General features: G+C 42.7%; 13 protein-coding genes and 1 riboswitch. Of the genes, 8 read left to right on the forward strand and 5 right to left on the reverse strand.

All coding sequences use genetic code 11. The features are described 5' to 3' along the window. The 3 genes from NSU15_RS11285 to NSU15_RS11295 all read right to left on the reverse strand — a co-directional run bounded on the left by NSU15_RS11285 (position 1) and on the right by NSU15_RS11295 (position 4,332). Positions 1 to 1,170, reverse strand: coding sequence for a KamA family radical SAM protein (locus tag NSU15_RS11285; RefSeq protein WP_339290407.1), 1,170 nt, complete (start codon positions 1,168 to 1,170; stop codon positions 1 to 3). 139 nt (positions 1,171 to 1,309) lie between these two features. Then, positions 1,310 to 1,451: riboswitch (cyclic di-AMP (ydaO/yuaA leader) on the reverse strand. A 48-nt stretch (positions 1,452 to 1,499) separates the two neighbouring features. Continuing rightward, positions 1,500 to 3,167 (reverse strand): AraC family transcriptional regulator, encoded by a 1,668-nt coding sequence (locus NSU15_RS11290; RefSeq protein WP_339290409.1) that lies wholly within the window; start codon positions 3,165 to 3,167, stop codon positions 1,500 to 1,502. A gap of 139 nt (positions 3,168 to 3,306) precedes the next feature. Further along, positions 3,307 to 4,332, reverse strand: a complete 1,026-nt coding sequence (locus NSU15_RS11295) for an ABC transporter substrate-binding protein (RefSeq protein ID WP_339290411.1) — start codon at positions 4,330 to 4,332, stop codon at positions 3,307 to 3,309. Positions 4,333 to 4,858: 526 nt separating this feature from the next. Here NSU15_RS11295 and NSU15_RS11300 point away from each other — a divergent pair. Both NSU15_RS11300 and NSU15_RS11305 read left to right on the forward strand, forming a co-directional pair. Then, complete coding sequence (locus NSU15_RS11300; protein ID WP_042126508.1) at positions 4,859 to 5,521, forward strand: HAD family hydrolase; 663 nt, start codon at positions 4,859 to 4,861, stop codon at positions 5,519 to 5,521. Positions 5,522 to 5,563: 42 nt separating this feature from the next. Beyond that, positions 5,564 to 6,766 carry a mannitol-1-phosphate 5-dehydrogenase gene (locus NSU15_RS11305; RefSeq protein ID WP_042126510.1) on the forward strand — a complete coding sequence of 401 codons (1,203 nt, stop codon included), beginning with the start codon at positions 5,564 to 5,566 and terminating at the stop codon, positions 6,764 to 6,766. A gap of 114 nt (positions 6,767 to 6,880) precedes the next feature. On the opposite strand, the gene NSU15_RS11310 is transcribed toward NSU15_RS11305, so the two are convergent. Then, entirely contained in the window at positions 6,881 to 9,994 is a 3,114-nt protein-coding gene (locus NSU15_RS11310; protein ID WP_339290417.1) for a glycoside hydrolase family 2 TIM barrel-domain containing protein, read from the reverse strand. A gap of 116 nt (positions 9,995 to 10,110) precedes the next feature. Here NSU15_RS11310 and NSU15_RS11315 point away from each other — a divergent pair, with 116 nt between their 5' ends. From NSU15_RS11315 to NSU15_RS11325, 3 genes are all read left to right on the forward strand, one after another. Beyond that, complete coding sequence (locus NSU15_RS11315) at positions 10,111 to 10,932, forward strand: AraC family transcriptional regulator (protein ID WP_339290419.1); 822 nt, start codon at positions 10,111 to 10,113, stop codon at positions 10,930 to 10,932. Positions 10,933 to 11,140: 208 nt separating this feature from the next. After that, entirely contained in the window at positions 11,141 to 12,046 is a 906-nt protein-coding gene (locus tag NSU15_RS11320) for a hypothetical protein (protein ID WP_339290421.1), read from the forward strand. A 194-nt stretch (positions 12,047 to 12,240) separates the two neighbouring features. Further along, a complete protein-coding gene (locus NSU15_RS11325) occupies positions 12,241 to 14,622 on the forward strand; it encodes an alpha-L-arabinofuranosidase C-terminal domain-containing protein (RefSeq protein WP_339290423.1) in 2,382 nt (793 codons plus the stop codon). 65 nt (positions 14,623 to 14,687) lie between these two features. Here NSU15_RS11325 and NSU15_RS11330 read toward each other — a convergent pair whose 3' ends face one another. Beyond that, on the reverse strand, positions 14,688 to 16,193 hold the full coding sequence (locus tag NSU15_RS11330; protein WP_339290425.1) for an alpha-N-arabinofuranosidase: 1,506 nt from the start codon (positions 16,191 to 16,193) through the stop codon (positions 14,688 to 14,690). Between the two features lie 149 nt (positions 16,194 to 16,342). Between NSU15_RS11330 and NSU15_RS11335 the strand changes: the two genes are divergently transcribed. The 3 genes from NSU15_RS11335 to NSU15_RS11345 all read left to right on the forward strand — a co-directional run bounded on the left by NSU15_RS11335 (position 16,343) and on the right by NSU15_RS11345 (position 19,584). After that, on the forward strand, positions 16,343 to 17,245 hold the full coding sequence (locus tag NSU15_RS11335; RefSeq protein ID WP_076117029.1) for an ArsR family transcriptional regulator: 903 nt from the start codon (positions 16,343 to 16,345) through the stop codon (positions 17,243 to 17,245). Between the two features lie 110 nt (positions 17,246 to 17,355). Then, positions 17,356 to 18,366, forward strand: a complete 1,011-nt coding sequence (locus NSU15_RS11340) for a LacI family DNA-binding transcriptional regulator (RefSeq protein ID WP_042126523.1) — start codon at positions 17,356 to 17,358, stop codon at positions 18,364 to 18,366. Positions 18,367 to 18,642: 276 nt separating this feature from the next. Then, positions 18,643 to 19,584, forward strand: a complete 942-nt coding sequence (locus NSU15_RS11345; RefSeq protein ID WP_076117432.1) for an ABC transporter permease subunit — start codon at positions 18,643 to 18,645, stop codon at positions 19,582 to 19,584. Positions 19,585 to 19,594 lie beyond the last annotated feature (10 nt).

The following is a 19,594-nucleotide window of genomic DNA, read 5'->3' on the forward strand; positions in this document are numbered from 1 at the left end:
TTATTTACAAATCAGATCCGCAGTCTTGTTTGATAACGCATTAACAGAAATAATAGCGTCATTTTTTTTCACAGGAGGGGTCCAATATTCCTCATTTCCGGGCAGGTCATCAAACCATTCTGCATCCTTAGGGCAATCTAGAATCATGAACTTTCCGTATTCCTGATCTCTGGATTGATGATATTTAAGATAGGCTTTTCCGTTATCAATGGCGAGAATTTCTATCTTTCCGGAGGTGTGTGACATGGATAGGCGTACTCTTTTGCCAAGTCCTGAGGTTCTGGCTTTGGCTTCTTCTACAATTTGATAGACTTGCTCAAGAGGTAATACAAAATCTCGGTTTCCGGCAACGGGACGATTCACGAAGAAGTAGTAAGGTGTTACGCCAGCCCATGAGAGTCGGTCTAGCAATTCTCCCAATATAACGGGATCATCATTGATGCCTTTAAGGACGGGGGTCTGATTTACGACAATTGCCCCAGCGTTGTGGAGGGCTTTAAATGCTTTTTTGGCTTCAGGTGTGATTTCACGAGGATGATTGATATGCGCCATAACATAAATTCGCTTGTCTTCGGTAGAGTAAGTACGAATCAGCTCCAACAGCTCTTCGTCTTCAGAGATCCGCATCGGATTAAATACGGGAATCTTCGAACCTAATCTGATAATCTTGACATGCTCAATGCTTCTTAAGTTTTCAATAATGGATCTTAGCTTTGGTGTGGAGAGAATTAAACTGTCACCGCCCGTAAGAAGAACGTTGTTAATCTCAGGGTGGTTTGCAATATACTCCAGTCCCGGAGAGACATCAGACATCGCTTCTTTCACGTCATTTCGGAACAGGCGTTTACGGAAGCAGTAGCGGCAATAGGCTCCGCAGACCTCGGATACAATCAGTAATGCTGTTGTTTTATACTTGTGCTGACAACCCGGCACCACATAATTCGTGTCTTCATCCGAAGCATCCCAACGTCCATATTCCAGCAGTTCACCTTCGTTAGGGATAACCAGTTTACGAATGGGATCATCTGGATCGTCCCAGTTGATCAAAGACAGATAGTAGTCATTCACACGAAAAACAAATTTGTCCGTGATTTCTTTCAAGTTCTCTTTTTCCAGATCAGACAACATAGCAATTTTGTTAATATCCGTGATGTACTTTACCTTTTGCACTTACATCTCTCCTTTGTCCCTTTGTGTGAGAAAAGAGGAAGCCTTAGTGTCAAAGGCCAATCTACTGCCAGCAGGGTCCCAAAAAACACAAAAAGAGACCCTTAGCAAGGGTCTCTGGTTATGTAAATAACATGAAAAGCAGACCCATCCACTGCTGACGAGGTTAGCTGACGGACTCGGGTAAGATGGTACCCTACATTCTAATGCTCAATGATTCGCCCCAATTAACTGGTTCCCCCGCTTTTCAACTGTAAAAGTTGGAAATTAAGCGTAGGTAAAGTATACCCCATGAAGTTTTGAAAAGTCAAAAGAGAATCCTAGATTCACCTTCAATTACTAGGGGGGCTTCCACCGAGCAGTTTAGGTAGCAGCGTTAGCAGCTTCTCCCGAGTTAACGCATCACTAGAGTTCCATTTGCTTCCGTCGAGCAGATAAACATGTCCCTGACGTACTGCTGGAAGACTTTTCCAAAGTGAACTGTCTAGTAGTCGCTCCATAGCAGCCCGTGAGTCTGGACGCTCAGGAATGAGCATGAAGATATAATCTCCAGTATAGGCAGGCAATCGCGCTGGATCAACTTCAGCGAACCCTAATTCTTCATCCAGTATGGCTTGAATCTCCTCTGTCGGTTGTAGACCACATGGAGCATAAAGCGCTGTGGAGAATCCGGACATTCCCATAGCATACAGATGATTTCCGTGGTCATAGACCAAAGCAGAGGCAGTCTCTCCGGCTTGGAGACTGGTCTCGTAAAGATGCTGCCACATAGCAGCATTTTTGATTGTAAATGACTCCAGCCACGCTTCGGCTTCGCGTTGTTTACCGAGCCAGCTGCCTAGTGTTCGCATTCGACTTTCGAGTGGTGCAAAGGAATCAAAGGTGAGTGTCGGGGCGATGCCGGAAACGGTTCTATAGGCTCTTTCATCACTATTGGCCAAAATAATCAAATCTGGATTAAGTGAAGCGGTCAGCTGCGGGTCCAGCGGAAAACCAACATTGGCGAGCTTTTTAAGCCGATGTTTATAGACGCTGTTCCGCACGAATGCTTCATCTCCTCCGATGGGCTTCACGCCTAGTGCGAGAAGGTCGCCAAGTGTCTCTCCATGATAGACAATGCGTCTCGCTTGCTCTGGAATCTCCACTTCATGGCCTGTCCAATCTTTGACGGTAAGCTTACGACCTCGCTGATGCGCATATTGTCCGGGGGTAACTCCGGTTTTTTGCCGAAAGCGGCGGCTGAAATAATATTCATCGGAGAAGCCTACCAGTCTGGCGATTTCACGCAGCGGTTCCGTCGATTCCTGCAGGAAGCGCTTGGAATGACTAATGCGCAGATCGGTCAGGTACTCAAGTGGCTTTTTGCCGGTAAGCTGTTGAAAGATCGGTGTATACTGCCAGAACGATATCCCCGCAAGCTCAGCCAACTGCTTCACGCTGATGCTCTCTGTATAATGCTCCTCTATGAATTGTATAGTCATTTCTACGGATTCTGTGGGACTTGGTAGATGCTTAGAAGGATAATTATGCTCAAAAAATAGCAGCATCAATTCCTGGAATTTCAATTGTCGCTTGAATTGCTGCACATCATCGAAGCTATTCTTGTTCATAAGCAAATCTTCCACAAGACGGATTACCTTAGTGAACGGGTGGACTATTAATTCGCGTCTGCCTGAAAGTAGTTCGCCAGAATAACGTTCTGGATGCTCTTTTGTATAAATTGCTGAAAAGGTGATGAGATAATAATACATGGTCATTTCCTGATTGCTCGTACAATAGGAGATTCCGGGAGCTAGTAGATAACATTTATCTGTACTCAGCGTCACGCTCTGATCATCGAGGTTCAGTTGCCCGTTCCCCCCGGTAAATACGAGAAGGGTGTAGTCATGAGTTGTACGTGATACAGGGCTTGAATCGGCAGCTTGAAGTATCAGTTCGGCATCAATCAGCCGAAACAGCAGGGAGTGGAGCGGGGGGCAGGACGATGATGTTTGCAGCATAGGTTCAGCCTCCGTTCTTTTAGTGAGAATGATTATCAATGAACTTATTGTATATAAAACAAAGAAGCATATCAACAGCTGTTGATATGCTTCTTAAAGTTTTCTATCAGCCGTGTGCTAAACACTCGATCATGGAGGGTTATTTCATATTCAATAGCTGAGGAATCTCGCCGAGCAGCCATTCTCTTGTTGTTGCATCACTGGAGGTCTTCATGATGTCCTGCGTATAGACATATCCGTTCTTGACGGCAGGAAGGCTCTTCCAGATAGGGCTCTTTAATAAATTATCTGTGGATTGTTTTGCTTCATCCGCAACTGGAGTCAAGATGAATATCCGGTCTCCGGCATATTCTTTAAGCACTTCCATAGATACTTCCTGGAAGCCTTTACCTTCATCGAGTACCTTCTGAATAGCTGGAGTTGCCTTGAAGCCGTTCTCCCCATAGAGTACCTGTGAAAGTCCAGTCGCCGCCATTATAAACAGTCTGTCTCCCGGATAATAAGTGAAGACCGAAGCTGTCTCACCTTCTTGCATACCAGCGGACTTCAATTGTTTCCACATAGCATCTTCAGCGGTTTTATATTGGGCTAGCCATGCTTCTGCTTCTGTTGTTTTACCAAGAATTCCACCAATGTCCAGCATACGTTCTTGTAATGGGGCAAAGGTATCAAAAATGATTGTAGGTGCGATTTTGGACAGCTGCTCAAAATCAGCTTCGTCTGTGCCCGCATAGATAATTAGGTCAGGTTGAAGCTCTAATGTTTTCTCCAGATTGATAGGGAAGCCTACATCCTCGACACCTTGTAACTGATCTTCAAAGACCTGGCCTTCACCCATGGATAGAGGATACCCTACCGCTTGCACGCCGAGAGCGAGCAAATCGCCATATGTTTCTCCAGAGTAGATTATTCGCTGTGGTTTCACAGGGATTTCTACAGTATGTCCTATGTAATCCGTGTAGGAGCGGGTAGTAGCTGCGGATTCATTCGTACTGCTGTCGGAGGGCTCCGTTGAAGGTGCCGTGCTCGCAGCAGAAGAATTTCCAGTTGCGTTGGTCGTACTATTACCAGAAGATGATTCCTTTGAGTTTCCGCATGCTAGCAGCAATGTACTCATCAAAAAGAGTACGCATAACACTGCGAAGGACTGTCTTGCCTTGTTCATTTTTTATTGCCTCCCTAAAATATATAACGATTACCAATAATGATAATCATTCTCGATTGAATTCATCATAATTTATAGAATCTTTTTACTCAATGGACAAAACATAATTCCGTCATTTGATTTGTACAATCATGCAAAAAGGTGGTGTTTAAAATTTTTTTGAATTATTTTCAGATGATTGGAAAAATACTCTAAATACCGGGAATGGAGAGAAGGAGGGAGGGGTTTTGTTCATGACAAACATGGAAGGAGAAATCCCTTGAAGCACATAGGATTGTGGTGTTTTTTTGAATCTGATTACTGTTATGTATTAAGTCATTTATGTGATCAAAAAACTCAGGATTGCCCTCATTGATTGTAATCGTTATCATACCGTGGCATGTTATCTGCCGCCCTTGACGTCAGTGGAAAGCCTTTGTTATGGTTTTTATAGTCAAACGCAAGCTGAAATGACAATTTGTAGAATTTATAGACGGTTTTGCGTAAGATATTCTAACCAAACATAATACGAGGGAGATGGTTGATTGTGATCAAAGGCATTATTTTTGATTTTGACGGAACGATTATCGACACGGAGACTGCTTGGTACACCGCTTTTAACGAGGCTTATGCTGAATATGGAGTGGATTTGACGCTTGAACAGTACTCCACCTGCATTGGCACAAGCTTAAACAGCTTTAATCCTTATGAGTACTTGATGACTGATCTTAAGCTTGCCATTGATAAAGAGGCTTTCAGTAAGGCTGTTAAACAGAGACATAGCAAACTTATGGAATTGGAAACGATTCGGCCAGGTATACAGCATTATCTGGATTCTGCCAAAAAAGCTGGACTACGCATAGGGCTGGCCTCAAGCTCTTCACTGGAATGGGTGGAGAAATACTTGAATCAATTGGGCATACGCGATTATTTCGAATGTATTCGGACGGCCGATCATGTGGCAAAAGTGAAACCAGATCCAGAGCTATATAACCAAACATTAGCTTGTCTTGGAATCACCTCTAATGAGGCAGTTGCCATTGAGGATTCACCGAATGGTTCTAAGGCAGCGGCAGCAGCTGGTATCCGTTGTATTGTGACTCCTAATGAGATTACCAATTTCCTTGAATTCGATAAACAACATCACAAAATAGATAACCTAAGTCTTCTTGATTTTGACCATGTAATTACTCAGCGTTGCTTCGTATAGAGAAACTGAGAAACAGAGTTAAAATTAAAGGGGGATACCAAATTGAGAGCCGTACATTTTGGAGCGGGCAATATTGGCAGAGGTTTTATTGGACCTATGTTGTCGGACTCCGGTTACAATGTTTGTTTCGTCGGAAGGAATAAGAGCAAGATTGCGCAGTTGCAAAATCGCGGACAATATCCCGTTACCTTGGCTAACAAGGATCGGGACAGCTTTATCGTTGATAATGTTACTGCGATCAATCTGAATGATACTGAGGACGTTACTAAAGCTATAGCAGAGGCTGAGATAGTAACCACTGCAGTTGGAATATCCGCTTTAAAAGATATTGCTGGTACTATCGCGCAGGGAATCGAACGAAGACTTATCAATCACAGGAACCTCAAACCTCTCCATATCATTGCTTGTGAGAACGGTATTGGAAGCAGTCAAAAGTTAAAGAAATCTGTATATCGGCATATGAAGCAATCCTTCAAGGAGCTTGCGGACCGCAATGTCGCTTTTCCAAATGCGATGGTTGATCGGATCGTGCCTGTGCAGAAAAATACAGATTCGCTTGAAATCCTCGTTGAACCCTTCAGTGAGTGGGTGATTCCGCGCAGTGGAATGATTGGTAATTACAACGAAATTAAAGGTGTCCATTATGTGGATTCGCTGGCACCATACCTCGAACGGAAGCTATATACTGTGAATACAGGCCATTGCAGTGCAGCCTATTTCGGATATCTGGAAGGTTATACTAGCATTCAGGAAGCGATGTCTGATCCCGCAATCAGAGCTCGTGTTCGTGGGGTACTCCAGGAAACAGGGACCTTACTGGTACATTTGTATGGCTTCGAGCCCTTAGAACATGCAAGGTATATAGAAAAGATGATGGAACGATTCACTAACCCCAACTTTAACGATAAAATCACACGTGTCGCCCGATCCCCGCTTCGTAAGCTTTCACCTAATGATCGACTGATAAAACCAGCAATGCTTGCCCATGAACTTGGCTTTGAGACTTCACACCTTGTTTTAGCTATAGCTTCAGCGCTTTATTTTGATTATGAAAAAGATCCAGAAGCCGTAGAGCTTCAAGCAGACATCCGAAATCTTGGACTCAGTGAAGTCATTGCGACGCATTTAAAAATCCCCACGGAGCATCCGCTTCATGGTCGTATTATTTTAGAGTACAACACCATGTGTATAAAATATCCCCATTCGAATGGCCAAACCGTCAATTGCAAAACCCCATACTTTTAATATAAATCAGGCGTGACCTCCGGAATTCAGGCAAGAGTAGTGGCGAAATAATAGGAATAAAGGCCGTCACTGATTGGTTTTTTCCAAACAGGACGGCCTTTTCATGTCGTTACTTTAGAGCAAAGTTAAGGTGAAACGGAAAGCATATGGTCGATTAGCCAGCAGAGTGAACTCTTCGTGGGTTGGTGCACCCCAGCTGTCGTCACCCCCAACTCCCATTTGCTTGTAATTGACTCTCAGTACGGTTTTGTTCGAGACTGGCAATTTATATACGTGATCATGTGCTTCCAGTTCCTCGGGTTTCCAAGGCAGAGCATTAATCTCCATAGGGATTGCACTATCAAAATAAAGTCCTGATCTGTCGTTGCCATCTGAAATCGAAGCAAATCTGACATCTGTCTTATTGCCACACTCTTGCGGTCTGAGATAAGGGATGAACTGATCACTGACTTTACCCGTATAGCGGCCAAGTGGTGCTCCGGTCTGTCTGTCCCAATAATTCTCATGGGGTCCACGGCCGTACCATGAAAGGGTATCGAGTCTTCCATCCAGCACGAACATCATTCCGAACTCAGGAATTTCTGGAAGATCGCTACTACCCGGATTCAGTTCTTGCAGAATCTCTAATGACCCGTCAGGGCGAATCTCATACTGAACAAGGAGAGTGGAATACGGATTCGTTGGCAAAAGGTAAGTGGTGGCGACGAAACATAGATTTCCTTCGGTTCTATAGGTCATGTTTACTAGGTTCCGTTCATTAGAGGCTTGCTTCCACACTGCACAACGCTTTGGCAATCCATTGCCAAGATCATTATCTGTGACCGCTCTCCAGAAGTTAGGTCTTACAGGCTCAAGCAGATATTCTTTACCGGAAGCATAGTATGAGCATAGCTCACCAGTTGTCGTATTAAAGGTCAGAGTGAAATTTCCACCCTGTACGGTCAATGCACCTTCAAGTTCCTGCACATGTAACGTTCCATCCGTTGTCTTTGGAGCCTTTATCACGATACGCGGGGATAGAATAAACTGTTCCCAAGCGATTTCGTGGTTAGCATCAGCCCAAGAAGTTTCTGAACGCTGAATAAAGGAGAGATTCAGAATAGCTTCATGATCACCTCTATGTGAAATCAGTTCATAAGGGATAGTGCATTCAACGATTTCTCCTGGTGCAGCAGAGATTTGCAGCAAACCTTCTTGCGCAGTTACTCCGTCTAAAGCAACTTCCCATTTAAGTTCGTACTGTTCAATGTCGGTAAATAAAAAGTTATTACGAATCTGAAAGAGACCTTCACGGATATTTAAAGCCGTTACTTTAATGTTTTGATAGCATTTTTTGACCTCAAATAGCTTTGGAGTAACCGAACGATCGGCAAAAAGTAATCCGTTTCCGCTAAAGTTTCCATCATGTGGCGACTCACCAAAGTCACCGCCATATGCTAAATATGGGACACCTTCGGATGTTTTGGTTCGGATAGCCTGATCCACCCAATCCCAAATAAAAGCACCTTGAAATACATCGTACTTGTCAAACATATCGGTGTATAGGTGTAGTCCACCGCAAGAATTCCCCATTGCATGACTGTATTCGCAGATGATATAAGGCTTCTGAGGATGGCCTAGCGCATATTTTTCAACATCGTACGGTTTAGCATACATAGTCGACTCTATATCACTAGCTGCTTCCGACTCTCTGCAATGGAAGATCCCTTCATAATGAACAGGTCGTGTTGGGTCAGCTTCTCTGAGATAGTCATGCATGGCGATGAAATTATCGCCGCCGTAGGACTCATTCCCCAGTGACCAGATGATAACCGACGGATGGTTCTTGTCTCTTTGCATCATGGAGTTGCAACGGTCAATCACATTGGCCCGCCATTCCGGTTTGCTTGCAGGTACATTTCCCTCATGTATTCCTTGTTGCCCATACTGCCAAGTTCCGTGCGTTTCCAGATTGGTTTCATCGATAACGTAAAGTCCGTATTCATCACAAAGCTCATACCAAACAGACTGATTCGGGTAATGAGAGGTCCGAACCGCATTAATATTATGTGTTTTCATCAGTTTGATATCTCGGATCATGTCATCTTTGGATAGCGCACGTCCTGTGTCACAAGAGAACTCGTGCCGGTTAACGCCTTTTAGTACAATTCTTTTGCCGTTGATCTTCATAAGTCCGTCTTTGATCTCAAAGGTGCGGAATCCGACCTTACAGCTGACGGTTTCAGTAGTGTTTCCGTTGTCGTCAATCATGGAGAGAACTAATGTATATAGATACGGTGTCTCAGCACTCCACTTATATGGATCTTCTACATGCTCAGAAAGCTTGAAAAGCTGAATACCCTCTTGATCAAAGGAAGTAACTGCAGATACTGGAGCCTTCCATACAGGCTGATCTTCTTTATTGTATAGCTGCATTTGGAGTGTATAAGGATTTAGCTTCTGATTAAAGTAATTTTCCACTTTGATATCTACGTTTAAATTGGCATGTGCGAAATCTTCGTCTAGCACGGTATTAACGAAAAAATCAGCAACATGAACAGAAGGAGCGGTGTACAGATAGACCTCCCGAAAAATACCGCTAAGCCGCCAAAAATCTTGATCCTCCAGCCAACTGGCATCACACCAACGATAGACCTCTACAGCTAGTTTATTATCACCAGCTATTAAATAAGGGGTAATATCGAATTCCGAAGGTGTAAAGGTGTCTTCACAGTAACCGACCCGTTCTCCGTTTACCCATAAATAGAAAGCGGATTCAACCCCCTGAAAGCTAAGGTATACAGGTTGACCGTTCCAGGATTCAGGTACAGTAAAGGTTCGTATGTACGAGCCTACTGGATTATATTTTGTCGGAGCAAAAGGTGGCTTGAGATCAGGTTCGGATTCTGCCCATGGATATCGCACATTCGTATATTGCGGGTAATCATAGCCCTGGAATTGCCAGTGAGAGGGTACAGGAATCGTAGCCCAAGTGCTGCAATCGAAATCTGCTTTATAGAAATCTACAACCCGTTGATCCGGTGTTTCGGAAAAGGAGAACTTCCAAATACCATTGAGCGTTTTGTAGTATGGCGAGGCTTCTTTATCCCCCGCCAAGGCTTGCGATAAATGGCTATAAGAAATCATGGAAGCATGGGCATCCAATCGATTTAGTTCAAAAATTTCCGGATTATTATTCCATTCTGGATAACCGTTTGCAGGAGGCTGATAAACAAATTTTGCTCGCATGAGTAAAACTCCTTTATAATAGTGATGTTATTATATTCATATTATAAATTGGAGTAATGTTAAGAGATATAAAAGATTTTTCATCAGATATAACAAAATATGAAACGAGTGATCAGATGGATAGCAAAATAATCTTTTGCCAAACGGAAGATACGAATATGCTGCCGCTGTATGCTACAACCATTGGATTTTGGGAGCATCAGGCAGAAACCCTACGGCCCACCGGATTTCCAGATTATCAATTGCATCAGATCCATGAGGGAAAAGGTGAGCTTGTCATTCAGGAGAAACGATACATTGTGGGCGAAGGGGATGTCTTCTTTTTATTTCCGAATATTACGCATTCGTATGCGCCAATCAGCAGTAAGTGGAAGCTGTCATGGATTTCATTCAATGGTAGAGAGGCTGGTCAAATGCTGTTGTACGCAGGAATCCGTGAACCAGGACCAGCAAGATTGAAGGAGGATAGGTGGCTAAATCCTTTAAAGGAAATGCTCCACTTGCCAGATAGTAATGAACTGGAAACGAATCTGGAACGATCCAAACAACTTTATGCGCTGCTGCTAGATTTAAAAAGAAACCTAGTCTCTCCTCTAAATGAGGCTCTTGAATTGGAGCGAATTAAACCTGTGCTTCATCATATAGAAAGCAATTTACATAGGACGCTCCCATTAAAGGAGCTTGCGGAGGTAATCGCGGTATCGCCACAGTATTTATGCAGGCTTTTTCAAAAAACAATCCATGATCGACCTGTAACCTATATCAACAAACAACGTATAAACTTGAGTAAACAACTAATGTTCAATGAACGAGATAAAAAAATGTATGAAATTGCTCAGTTAGTAGGCTTCGAAAATGCCAGCTACTTTTGTTTAGTGTTTAAGCGGTTGACTGGAATGAGTCCAGAGCAATTTAAACAGCTGCATGGTTTGGACTAGAGCCAATAGAGAATGCCTCTAAGCCCTATGATAAACGCTTACTTGTTAGCGTCTAGCACTCCATGATATAGTTTAATTGAGTTCATATGTTGTTTATTTCACGAATTCAATCATTCTTTTGTATAATTAGTATGTTTACCTGAATTCCATACATAGAACCAAATTCACGATCAGATATCCAGTTGAGCATCAGGAAGGAGTCATCAATTTGAATGAGAAGTTAAAAGAGGCTTACGAACGTTTGGACTTGCCTGAAGACATTACCCGGGAGGAACTGAATAAAAAATTTGATTTGCTCTTAAAACGCCGTAAATCAAATTCCTCAGAGTCTGAGGCTGCAGCCTATGAAGAAGAGTTTTTAGCTTTCAAAACAATCCTAGACGGCTTGGATCAAAAGGAAATTCAGGAGGCTGAGGACAAGCGGCTAGAGAAATGGGGAGCCTTTTCCGGCATAGCGCGTAAATCGGAGAATTTCTTTAGGCTATACAAAGTCCATACTTTTGTATCAGTCATCGTGCTGTTGGTATTAATCTTTGGAGGCAATGCACTTTATAATCAATATCAAGCTAAAAAATATGAAGCTTCACTCCCGCCAGTGGATGTAACTATCATGTTCCTAGGAAACTATGAATCCCAAGATCCATCAGGTAAGGATGAAGAGCTTAAACAAGAGATCGTCAATCGTTATCCAGCTTGGAAGCGGGTAAAGACGGAAGTCGTATACCTTCCCTCCACAGGCGGTGAGGGTGGAGGCGCGTTAGACATGACTTATATCCAGCGCGCGATGGCGATGCTGGCGGCGGATCGTCCGGATATTCTTATTTTGGATGATGCTACTTTTGATTGGATTGGGCAGCAACAAGGACTTAAGAATCTGGAGCCGTTCGTAAAATCAGCTGGACTACCTTTAGATGATATTCGTTTGAAACGTATAAAAAATACGGAAAACGGTGAAGAGTGGATCACTGGCGTAGATATTACAGATACGAAGTTTGCTACAGACCTTCCTATTCATTCTCGGAAGATGATCATCGGGGTGTTTGGAGAAGGTGAAGATAAGAACAAATCAACTGATTTTGTCGAGTTCTTAGTAGGGCAAATGACTGCCAAATAAATAAGAGTATTATTGGACCTGTGTTATAAAAGGCTGATGTTGTATGGATTTTCATACAATATCGGCCTTTTTGTTATTCATTCAAAGCATCTGAATTGACGAATGTGAAGTAAACTCATTATAATAATTTATATAGATATGAACTAAGTAATATAAATATAAATTAAATGACTTTGACGAGGAGTGATGAACTAATGAAGACGGACGGAACTCTGACAATACATACACAGCAGCGTGGTGCGGCATTAGGTGATTTATTCGGGATCTTCTTCGAGGATTTAAATCATGCGGCAGATGGTGGCCTTTATGCTGAGCTGGTTCAGAACCGATCTTTTGAATTTGATCCGATTGATCGGGCGGATTATCATGCGTTAATGGCTTGGGAGCCTGTAGGTCGTGGAGGTGGGAAGGCCGTCATCACGGTGGAGGATAGCAATCCCTTGAATGAACGTAATCCACATTATGTAGCCATTGATATTGTGGCTGAAGGTGACGGCGTTGGGCTGATGAATCTTGGATTCAATAGTGGCATTCCTGTAAAAGAAGGCGAGAATTATAAGTTCTCGGTGTATGCTCGCCGGGAAACAAGCTTTGATATGCCTCTTACCATAACCATTGAAAGTATAAATGGCATAATTTATGGTGAAGCGAAAATAGCCGTGAATAACTCCGAATGGACTCGATACGAAGCAGTTATTAAGGCTAATGCTACGGATACTAGCTCACGTCTTGTAATCGTTACCAAAGGGAGCGGCAAGGTATATCTGGACATGGTTTCTCTGTTTCCAGAGAAGACCTTTATGAACAGATCTGGGGGCATGCGTGAAGACATTTCACGATTACTCGCCGACTTAAAGCCTAAATTCATGCGTTTTCCGGGAGGCTGTCTGGTGCATGACGGTTCTTTGAATCCAGATGACAGAGATTCCATGTACAGATGGAAAAATACAATCGGGGATGTGGCACAAAGGCCGGCAAGGCGGAATAACTGGTCCTATAATCAGACGCTTGGGTTAGGTTATTTTGAATATTTTCAGTTCTGTGAGGATATTGGAGCCAAGCCGATTCCCGTTATTCCGGGCGGCTACGATCCACATCATAAACGTATGGTGCCGCTGGACGAATTAACGCCCTGGGTAGAGGATGCACTGGATTTGATCGAATTTGCAAATGGGGATTTATCAACGGAATGGGGAAGTATACGTGCGGAGCTTGGTCACCCGGAACCTTTTGGATTAGAGTATATCGGCATCGGCAATGAAGAGGTAGGCGCACCCTTTTTCGAGCGATATCCTTACTTTCATCAAGCCATTAAAGAGAAATATCCGCAAATCAAGGTCATCAATTCGAGCGGTCCATTCTCAGCAGGTAAGGAATATGATCGGGGCTGGACATCGGCAAAAGAGAATAAGTCTGATTTTGTAGACGAGCACTATTACTGTACACCAGAATGGTTCCTGGCGAATCATCACCGTTATGATGACTTTAAGGCTGATGAACCGAAAGTGTTCTTAGGCGAATATGCTTCATGGGGCAATACGTATTACAACGCGCTGGTGGAAGCGGCTTTTATGACGGGGCTTCAGAATAATGCGCATGCGGTTGGGTTGGCATGTTATGCGCCTATGCTCTGCAATGTGGATTATATCAACTGGAAGCCGGATCTAATCTGGTTTAATAATCATGAGGTGTATGGAACTGCGAACTACTATGTTCAAAAGCTATTCATGAACCATCAAGGAGATCAGCTACTCGAGATAGAAGCGAACGACTTCACAGCACCCGAGGAACGTACAGTTGAAGCGATCACTGGAGCGATTAGCTTGGGCGTGGATGCATCCGCTGCCCGGTTCTCCGAGATCACTTTGGTTAACAATGTTACTGGAGAAGTGAAGTCGTATTCTGATCTGTCAGAAGAGATATCAAATCTCCCAGACCCTGCTCAGAACGGAACGACCAAACGAATATTAGACCTTGGTGAGACGGGGTGGGATAGCTATACCTTGAATATCAAGGCTACTAGAACTGCAGGGAATAAAGGGTTTGTGTTCTATTTTGGCAAAGCGGATGATCAGAATCATTTGTATTGGGAACTAGGCGGCTGGCAGAATCAGGATTCCATAGTGGCTTCTATCATTAACGGGAGAAACTCAGTTTTGACGCATTCGATGTTTTCGGTTGAAACAGACGTAGAATACGATCTGAAGCTAGAAGTATCAGGCAGACATATTCGTACTTACATTAACGGAGAGCTAATCAATGAAACAGAGGACAAACCTCCGGTCATCGAACCACTATATTATACAGCAAGTGTGGAGGATGCCACAGGGGATATCATTCTTAAGACAGTGAACGTACAAGAGAACAGCGTTTCTGCTGACATTGTATTTGAAGGGCTGGCAACAAAGGACTTGTCCGTCGAGGTGTATGAACTGTCGGGCTACCAGCTTGAGGACGAAAATAACTTCGAGAATAAGGAGCTTGTCTCCCCTAAGCAAACTAATTTCACAATAGTGGGAAGCACCTTTTCTTATGAGTTTCCAAAGCAATCCGTAACGATTTTTAGAATAAAATAAAACTACAAACGCCCCTCTGAATCTTTAGTGTTACATAGATTCAAGGGGCGTTTATGTGCGCTTATCTAGCTGTTCACCCGGAGACGGATCACGTTCCAGGATGCTTTTGCGAGAAGGGCCTTCACATGTCTACCTTCAAATGTAGCATTTCCTTGGCTAGGTATTACGTTATGGGGGTTGGATTTGGTATTTACAGCTTTAATTTCTTCATGTTTCAGTACAATATGCTCAATGATGTTAACGGAATTAAAGCTGCGTAGGTCCACGTCCAGTTCAAGTCCCTCGGATAAATGACGATTTACAGCAAAGACAGTAACTTCATTCTGCTCCTCGTTGTATACACTAATGGCTTCCAAGTATGGCACATCACTAAAATCTTTAGAATCGTATTTAGGGCTGGAGATCAACGGATGAAGCACGGTTCCACGGCCATATAGGGATGCATGCAGATATGGATAATAAGTGGTCTGAAGCCACAGTGGACCGCCGTTTTCAGTCATAATAGGGGCAATAACATTAATAAGCTGAGCGATGCAAGCCATCTTTACACGATCCGCATGTTTTAGTAATGTAATGAGACAGCAGCCCACGACCAGTGCATCTTCTAGTGTGTATACATCTTCAAATTCGGGTGGAGCGATCTGCCAATGTTTTTCGGCACGACTGCTACCTTGCGACTTCCACACATTCCACTCATCCAAGGAAAGATTAATTTTCTTCTTGCTCTTTTTCTTAGCTTGAATATAATCACAGGTAGCAGCTACACTGTTGATGAAGTGATCCATATCCATTGAGCGGGCTAGAAAATTAGGAGTATCATCTTCGTTGTTGTTGTAGTAAGTATGCAGTGAGAGGTAGTCTACGTTCTCATAAGAAAGATCTAGCACGGTAGCTTCCCACTCTGCAAAAGTGTCCATACCGCTGCCGGAACTGCCGCATGCCACAAGCTCTAGGGTTGGATCTACCCAGCGCATCGCCTTCGCTGTTTCGTTCGCTAATCGACCATATTCAGCCGCTGTTTTAGCGCCAATCTGCCAAGGGCCGTCCATTTCATTACCCAGACACCAGGTCTTGAAGGCATGAGGTTCTTTATATCCATGGGAAATTCGCAGGTCACTATAGTAGGAGCCGGAAGGATGGTTGCAGTACTCTACTAGGTTTCTAGCTGCGTCAATGCTGCGAGTGCCCAGGTTAACCGCCATCATGACTTCAGAGCCAACGAGTTTAGCCCAATCAGCAAATTCATTAGTGCCCACTTGATTCGTTTCTGTTGTCCACCAAGCTAGTTCTAGGGAATGCTTGCGTTCGTTCTTAGGCCCAACACCGTCTTCCCAGTTGTAACCGGATACAAAATTTCCGCCGGGATAACGAATGATAGGAACATTTAGTGCTCGGATAGCTTCAATGGCATCTCCTCGAAAACCATTGAGATCTGCAGTAGGGTGACCTGGATCATAAATACCACCATATACGGCCCTGCCTAAATGCTCGATGAAGGAGCCGTAGATTCGGGTGTCTACTTCTGATAGTTTAAAATCCTTGTCAATAATCATTGTGGATTTAATCGTCATGAATACATATCTCCTTCAAGTAGAATTAATATTATTATTAACTGATAAAACGATTTATGATTACATAGTACTTAGAATAAGATATGATAAGCAATCAAATAATTTAGGATTCGTAAAAATACTAATTCAAAGGCATAGGGGATAACGGAATGCACTTAACTACAGATACTGAATCGCTTCGGGTCTACGAAGCACTAGCAAGTGAAGTCAGGCTAAGGATAATCGAACTACTGGACCGCAAAGAAATGCATATTAAAGAGCTGGCAGCCGAACTCTATCTAAGCAGTGCGATAGTTAGCACCCATGTTGCCAAGCTGCAAAAAGCAGGTCTGATTAGCTCTAAAATGAGACGTGTGGATGGAGGGACATATAAGTACTGTTCATTGTCTACCAACTACCTGCAGATTAAATTATCAGGTTCTCGGGGAATCGCTAGAAAGGTTGTTGAGGTTTCGATTCCTGTAGGACAGTATACTGATGTTCAGGCATCACCTACTTGCGGAATTGCAACTACAGACAAGTTAATCGGATATTATGATGATCCACGTTATTTCCTGGACCCAGAGCGAGTGAACGCTGGTATTTTATGGTTTGCTAAAGGGTATATCGAATATAAGGTTCCTAATTATCTGTTTAAGGATCAGGTCGTGCAGGAGATAGAAATTTCTATGGAGATCGGTTCTGAGGCTCCGCATGTAAATGAGAAATGGCCGTCGGATATTGCTTTTGCTATGAATGGACAGGATTTAGGGAAATGGACAAGTCCAGGAGATTTCGGCCTAACTAGAGGACGATTAACCCCTGCTTGGTGGAATGCAGATGTTAACCAATATGGTTTGTTGAAGGTGCTACGGATTAATGCAGGTGGAACATTTATAGATGGGCAGCAAATATCAGCGGTGACACTTGATGATGTACTTGTAGAACAGGACCAGTGGACATTTCGTTTAAGTGCAGAGGATAGCGGACGTAGAAGAGGTGGATTAACATTATTCGGGCGTGGATTTGGGAACTATGAGCAAGATATGGTGTTCAGAGTCTATTATGAATAATTCGAAATAGAGAAATAATAAAAATAAAAAAACATATTGTAATGAAAACGTTTTTATGTTAATTTAAATCTATAAAAACGTTTTTATTCGTAAAGGAAGATTGAATCATTATGGAAAAGGTAACTATTAAAGATGTTGCCAGAGAGGCAGGAGTCTCCATTTCTACGGTCTCTAACGCACTAAATGACGTAGATGTATTAAACCCGGAGACGAAATCACATGTTCTTAAGGTCGCGAAGCAATTAAATTATGTTCCGAACCTAAATGGCAAGCTCCTAAGGAACGGAAAAACTAAAATGCTAGGTTTTTTTACGACGAGTGTATCGGGTCCATACTTCTATAAGCTGGTGGAGTCCATGTCTCGTGAATGTGATCGGTTAGGTTATGGGCTAAATGTATTTGTTACAAAGGATAAACAAGTCATTATGAGCAATATTCTAGGCCGGCGTGTAGATGGTGTCATTATCTACGAAGAGATGAGAATTGATGAAGAAGAAATAGCTGCAATGGTGAAAGATAAGATCAAAGCAGTGTTTCTGGATCGGCCGCTTAAGAATGATACGATGGGAAGCGTGATCTTCGATTCCTTTGAAGCGGGGTACGAAGCAACCAAATATTTAATCAGTCTGGGACATAAGAAAATTGCTTACATATCTGGTGTGGATGAGATGTATGACAGTGTTCAGCGGAAAGAAGGATACTTGGCCGCCTTGCGGCAATATCAGCTTCCAACGAACGAAGAGTATATTATACAAGGATATTTTGAAGAAGAGAGCACCTATAACGCTATCAAGTCTTTAGTTCACTTGAGTCCTGATAAAATACCGGATGCTTTTCTAGCAGGGAATGATTTGAGCGCTATTGGATGTATTCAAGCTTTGAAATCGCATGGATACGAAGTCCCGTTAGAGATAAGCGTTATGGGATTTGATGACATTGATATTGCACAGTATTTCTCACCGCCATTAACTACAGTAAGAAATCAAATTGCCAGACAAGGTATTCTATCCGTTAATCACCTGGTTCGCATGATTCAGAAGAAGGAACAAGGCGAAATGATGAAATTGACAGGCGAATTGATTGTACGTGGTTCTACTCAAGTAAAGATTGATCGGTACTAATGCTTTCAAGAAGGGCAACAAGAGGGTATCCGATCTTTTTTTAAATATAAGAAAGTATAAGTTTGCACCTATACTTTATATCTTATATTTCTCGCTTAAACGCATATCGTCATGATAAAGACGCTCAAGGCGTTTATGCTTGATAATTTTATTGCTTTTAGGAGGTTTTTTTTCGAAGAAATAAAAACGTTTTTATTGTTTTGGGGATCATGATTTGGAGGGGAGAAGAAAAACGTGGATAAATTAGCCGTAGTGCCAGTGAACGGGAAGAATCCAATGAGTAGTAAGAAACCTATGGGACAGAGGGTCAAAGAATTTGTGATTGATTATAAGAGACAATGGGAAATCCAGTCCATGATCATTCCAGGAATTATTTTTATGATTATTTTTTGTTTCATTCCTATTTACGGATTGACGATTGCTTTTAAGAGTTACACCGTAATTGATACGCTCGATTCTGCACCATGGGTTGGGCTTGATAATTTCAGAATTATATTATCAGACAAATATTTTTGGGATGCTGTAGTAAATACCTTGGGGATCAGCTTTCTGAAATTAGCCATAGGTTTTATTATTCCTATTATTCTATCCGTTATGATTTACGAGTTGAGCGCTGGACGCTTTAAGAAATTAGTACAAACGATCTCTTATTTACCCCACTTTTTGTCATGGATCGTTCTGGGCGGGATGTTGATTGCTTGGTTCTCTTCATCCGGAATGATTAATGAAATCCTGCTCAATTTAGGAATCATTTCGAAACCGGTAAATATTTTACTCGATGCGAACAAGTATTGGTGGATTGCAACGTTATCGGATATTTGGAAAGAGGCGGGTTGGGGAACGATTTTATACCTAGCCATCATGTCGAAAATTGATCCTACCTATTATGAAGCTGCCAAAATAGATGGGGCCAGTCGTATGAGACAAATTTGGAATATTACCCTCCCTAACATGAAGCCGATTATCAGTTTAAACCTTATTCTGACTGTAAGCGGTTTATTAGGATCGAATCTAGATCAAACCTTGGTCTTGATGAATTCTCAGAACCGTGAAAAAGCAGAAGTAATTAATTCTTATGTGTATCGAATGGGTATGACGCAAGGTGACTTCTCTTATGCAACCGCTGTTGGTTTAGGTGTCTCCATCGTATCAGTGATCCTATTGATTAGTGCCAACAAAGTATCTAGCAAATTAAATGATAATCAATCAGTTCTGTAAAAGGAGGCAT

This window comes from Paenibacillus sp. FSL E2-0201, from assembly GCF_037963325.1.
GTDB lineage: Bacteria > Bacillota > Bacilli > Paenibacillales > Paenibacillaceae > Paenibacillus_AQ.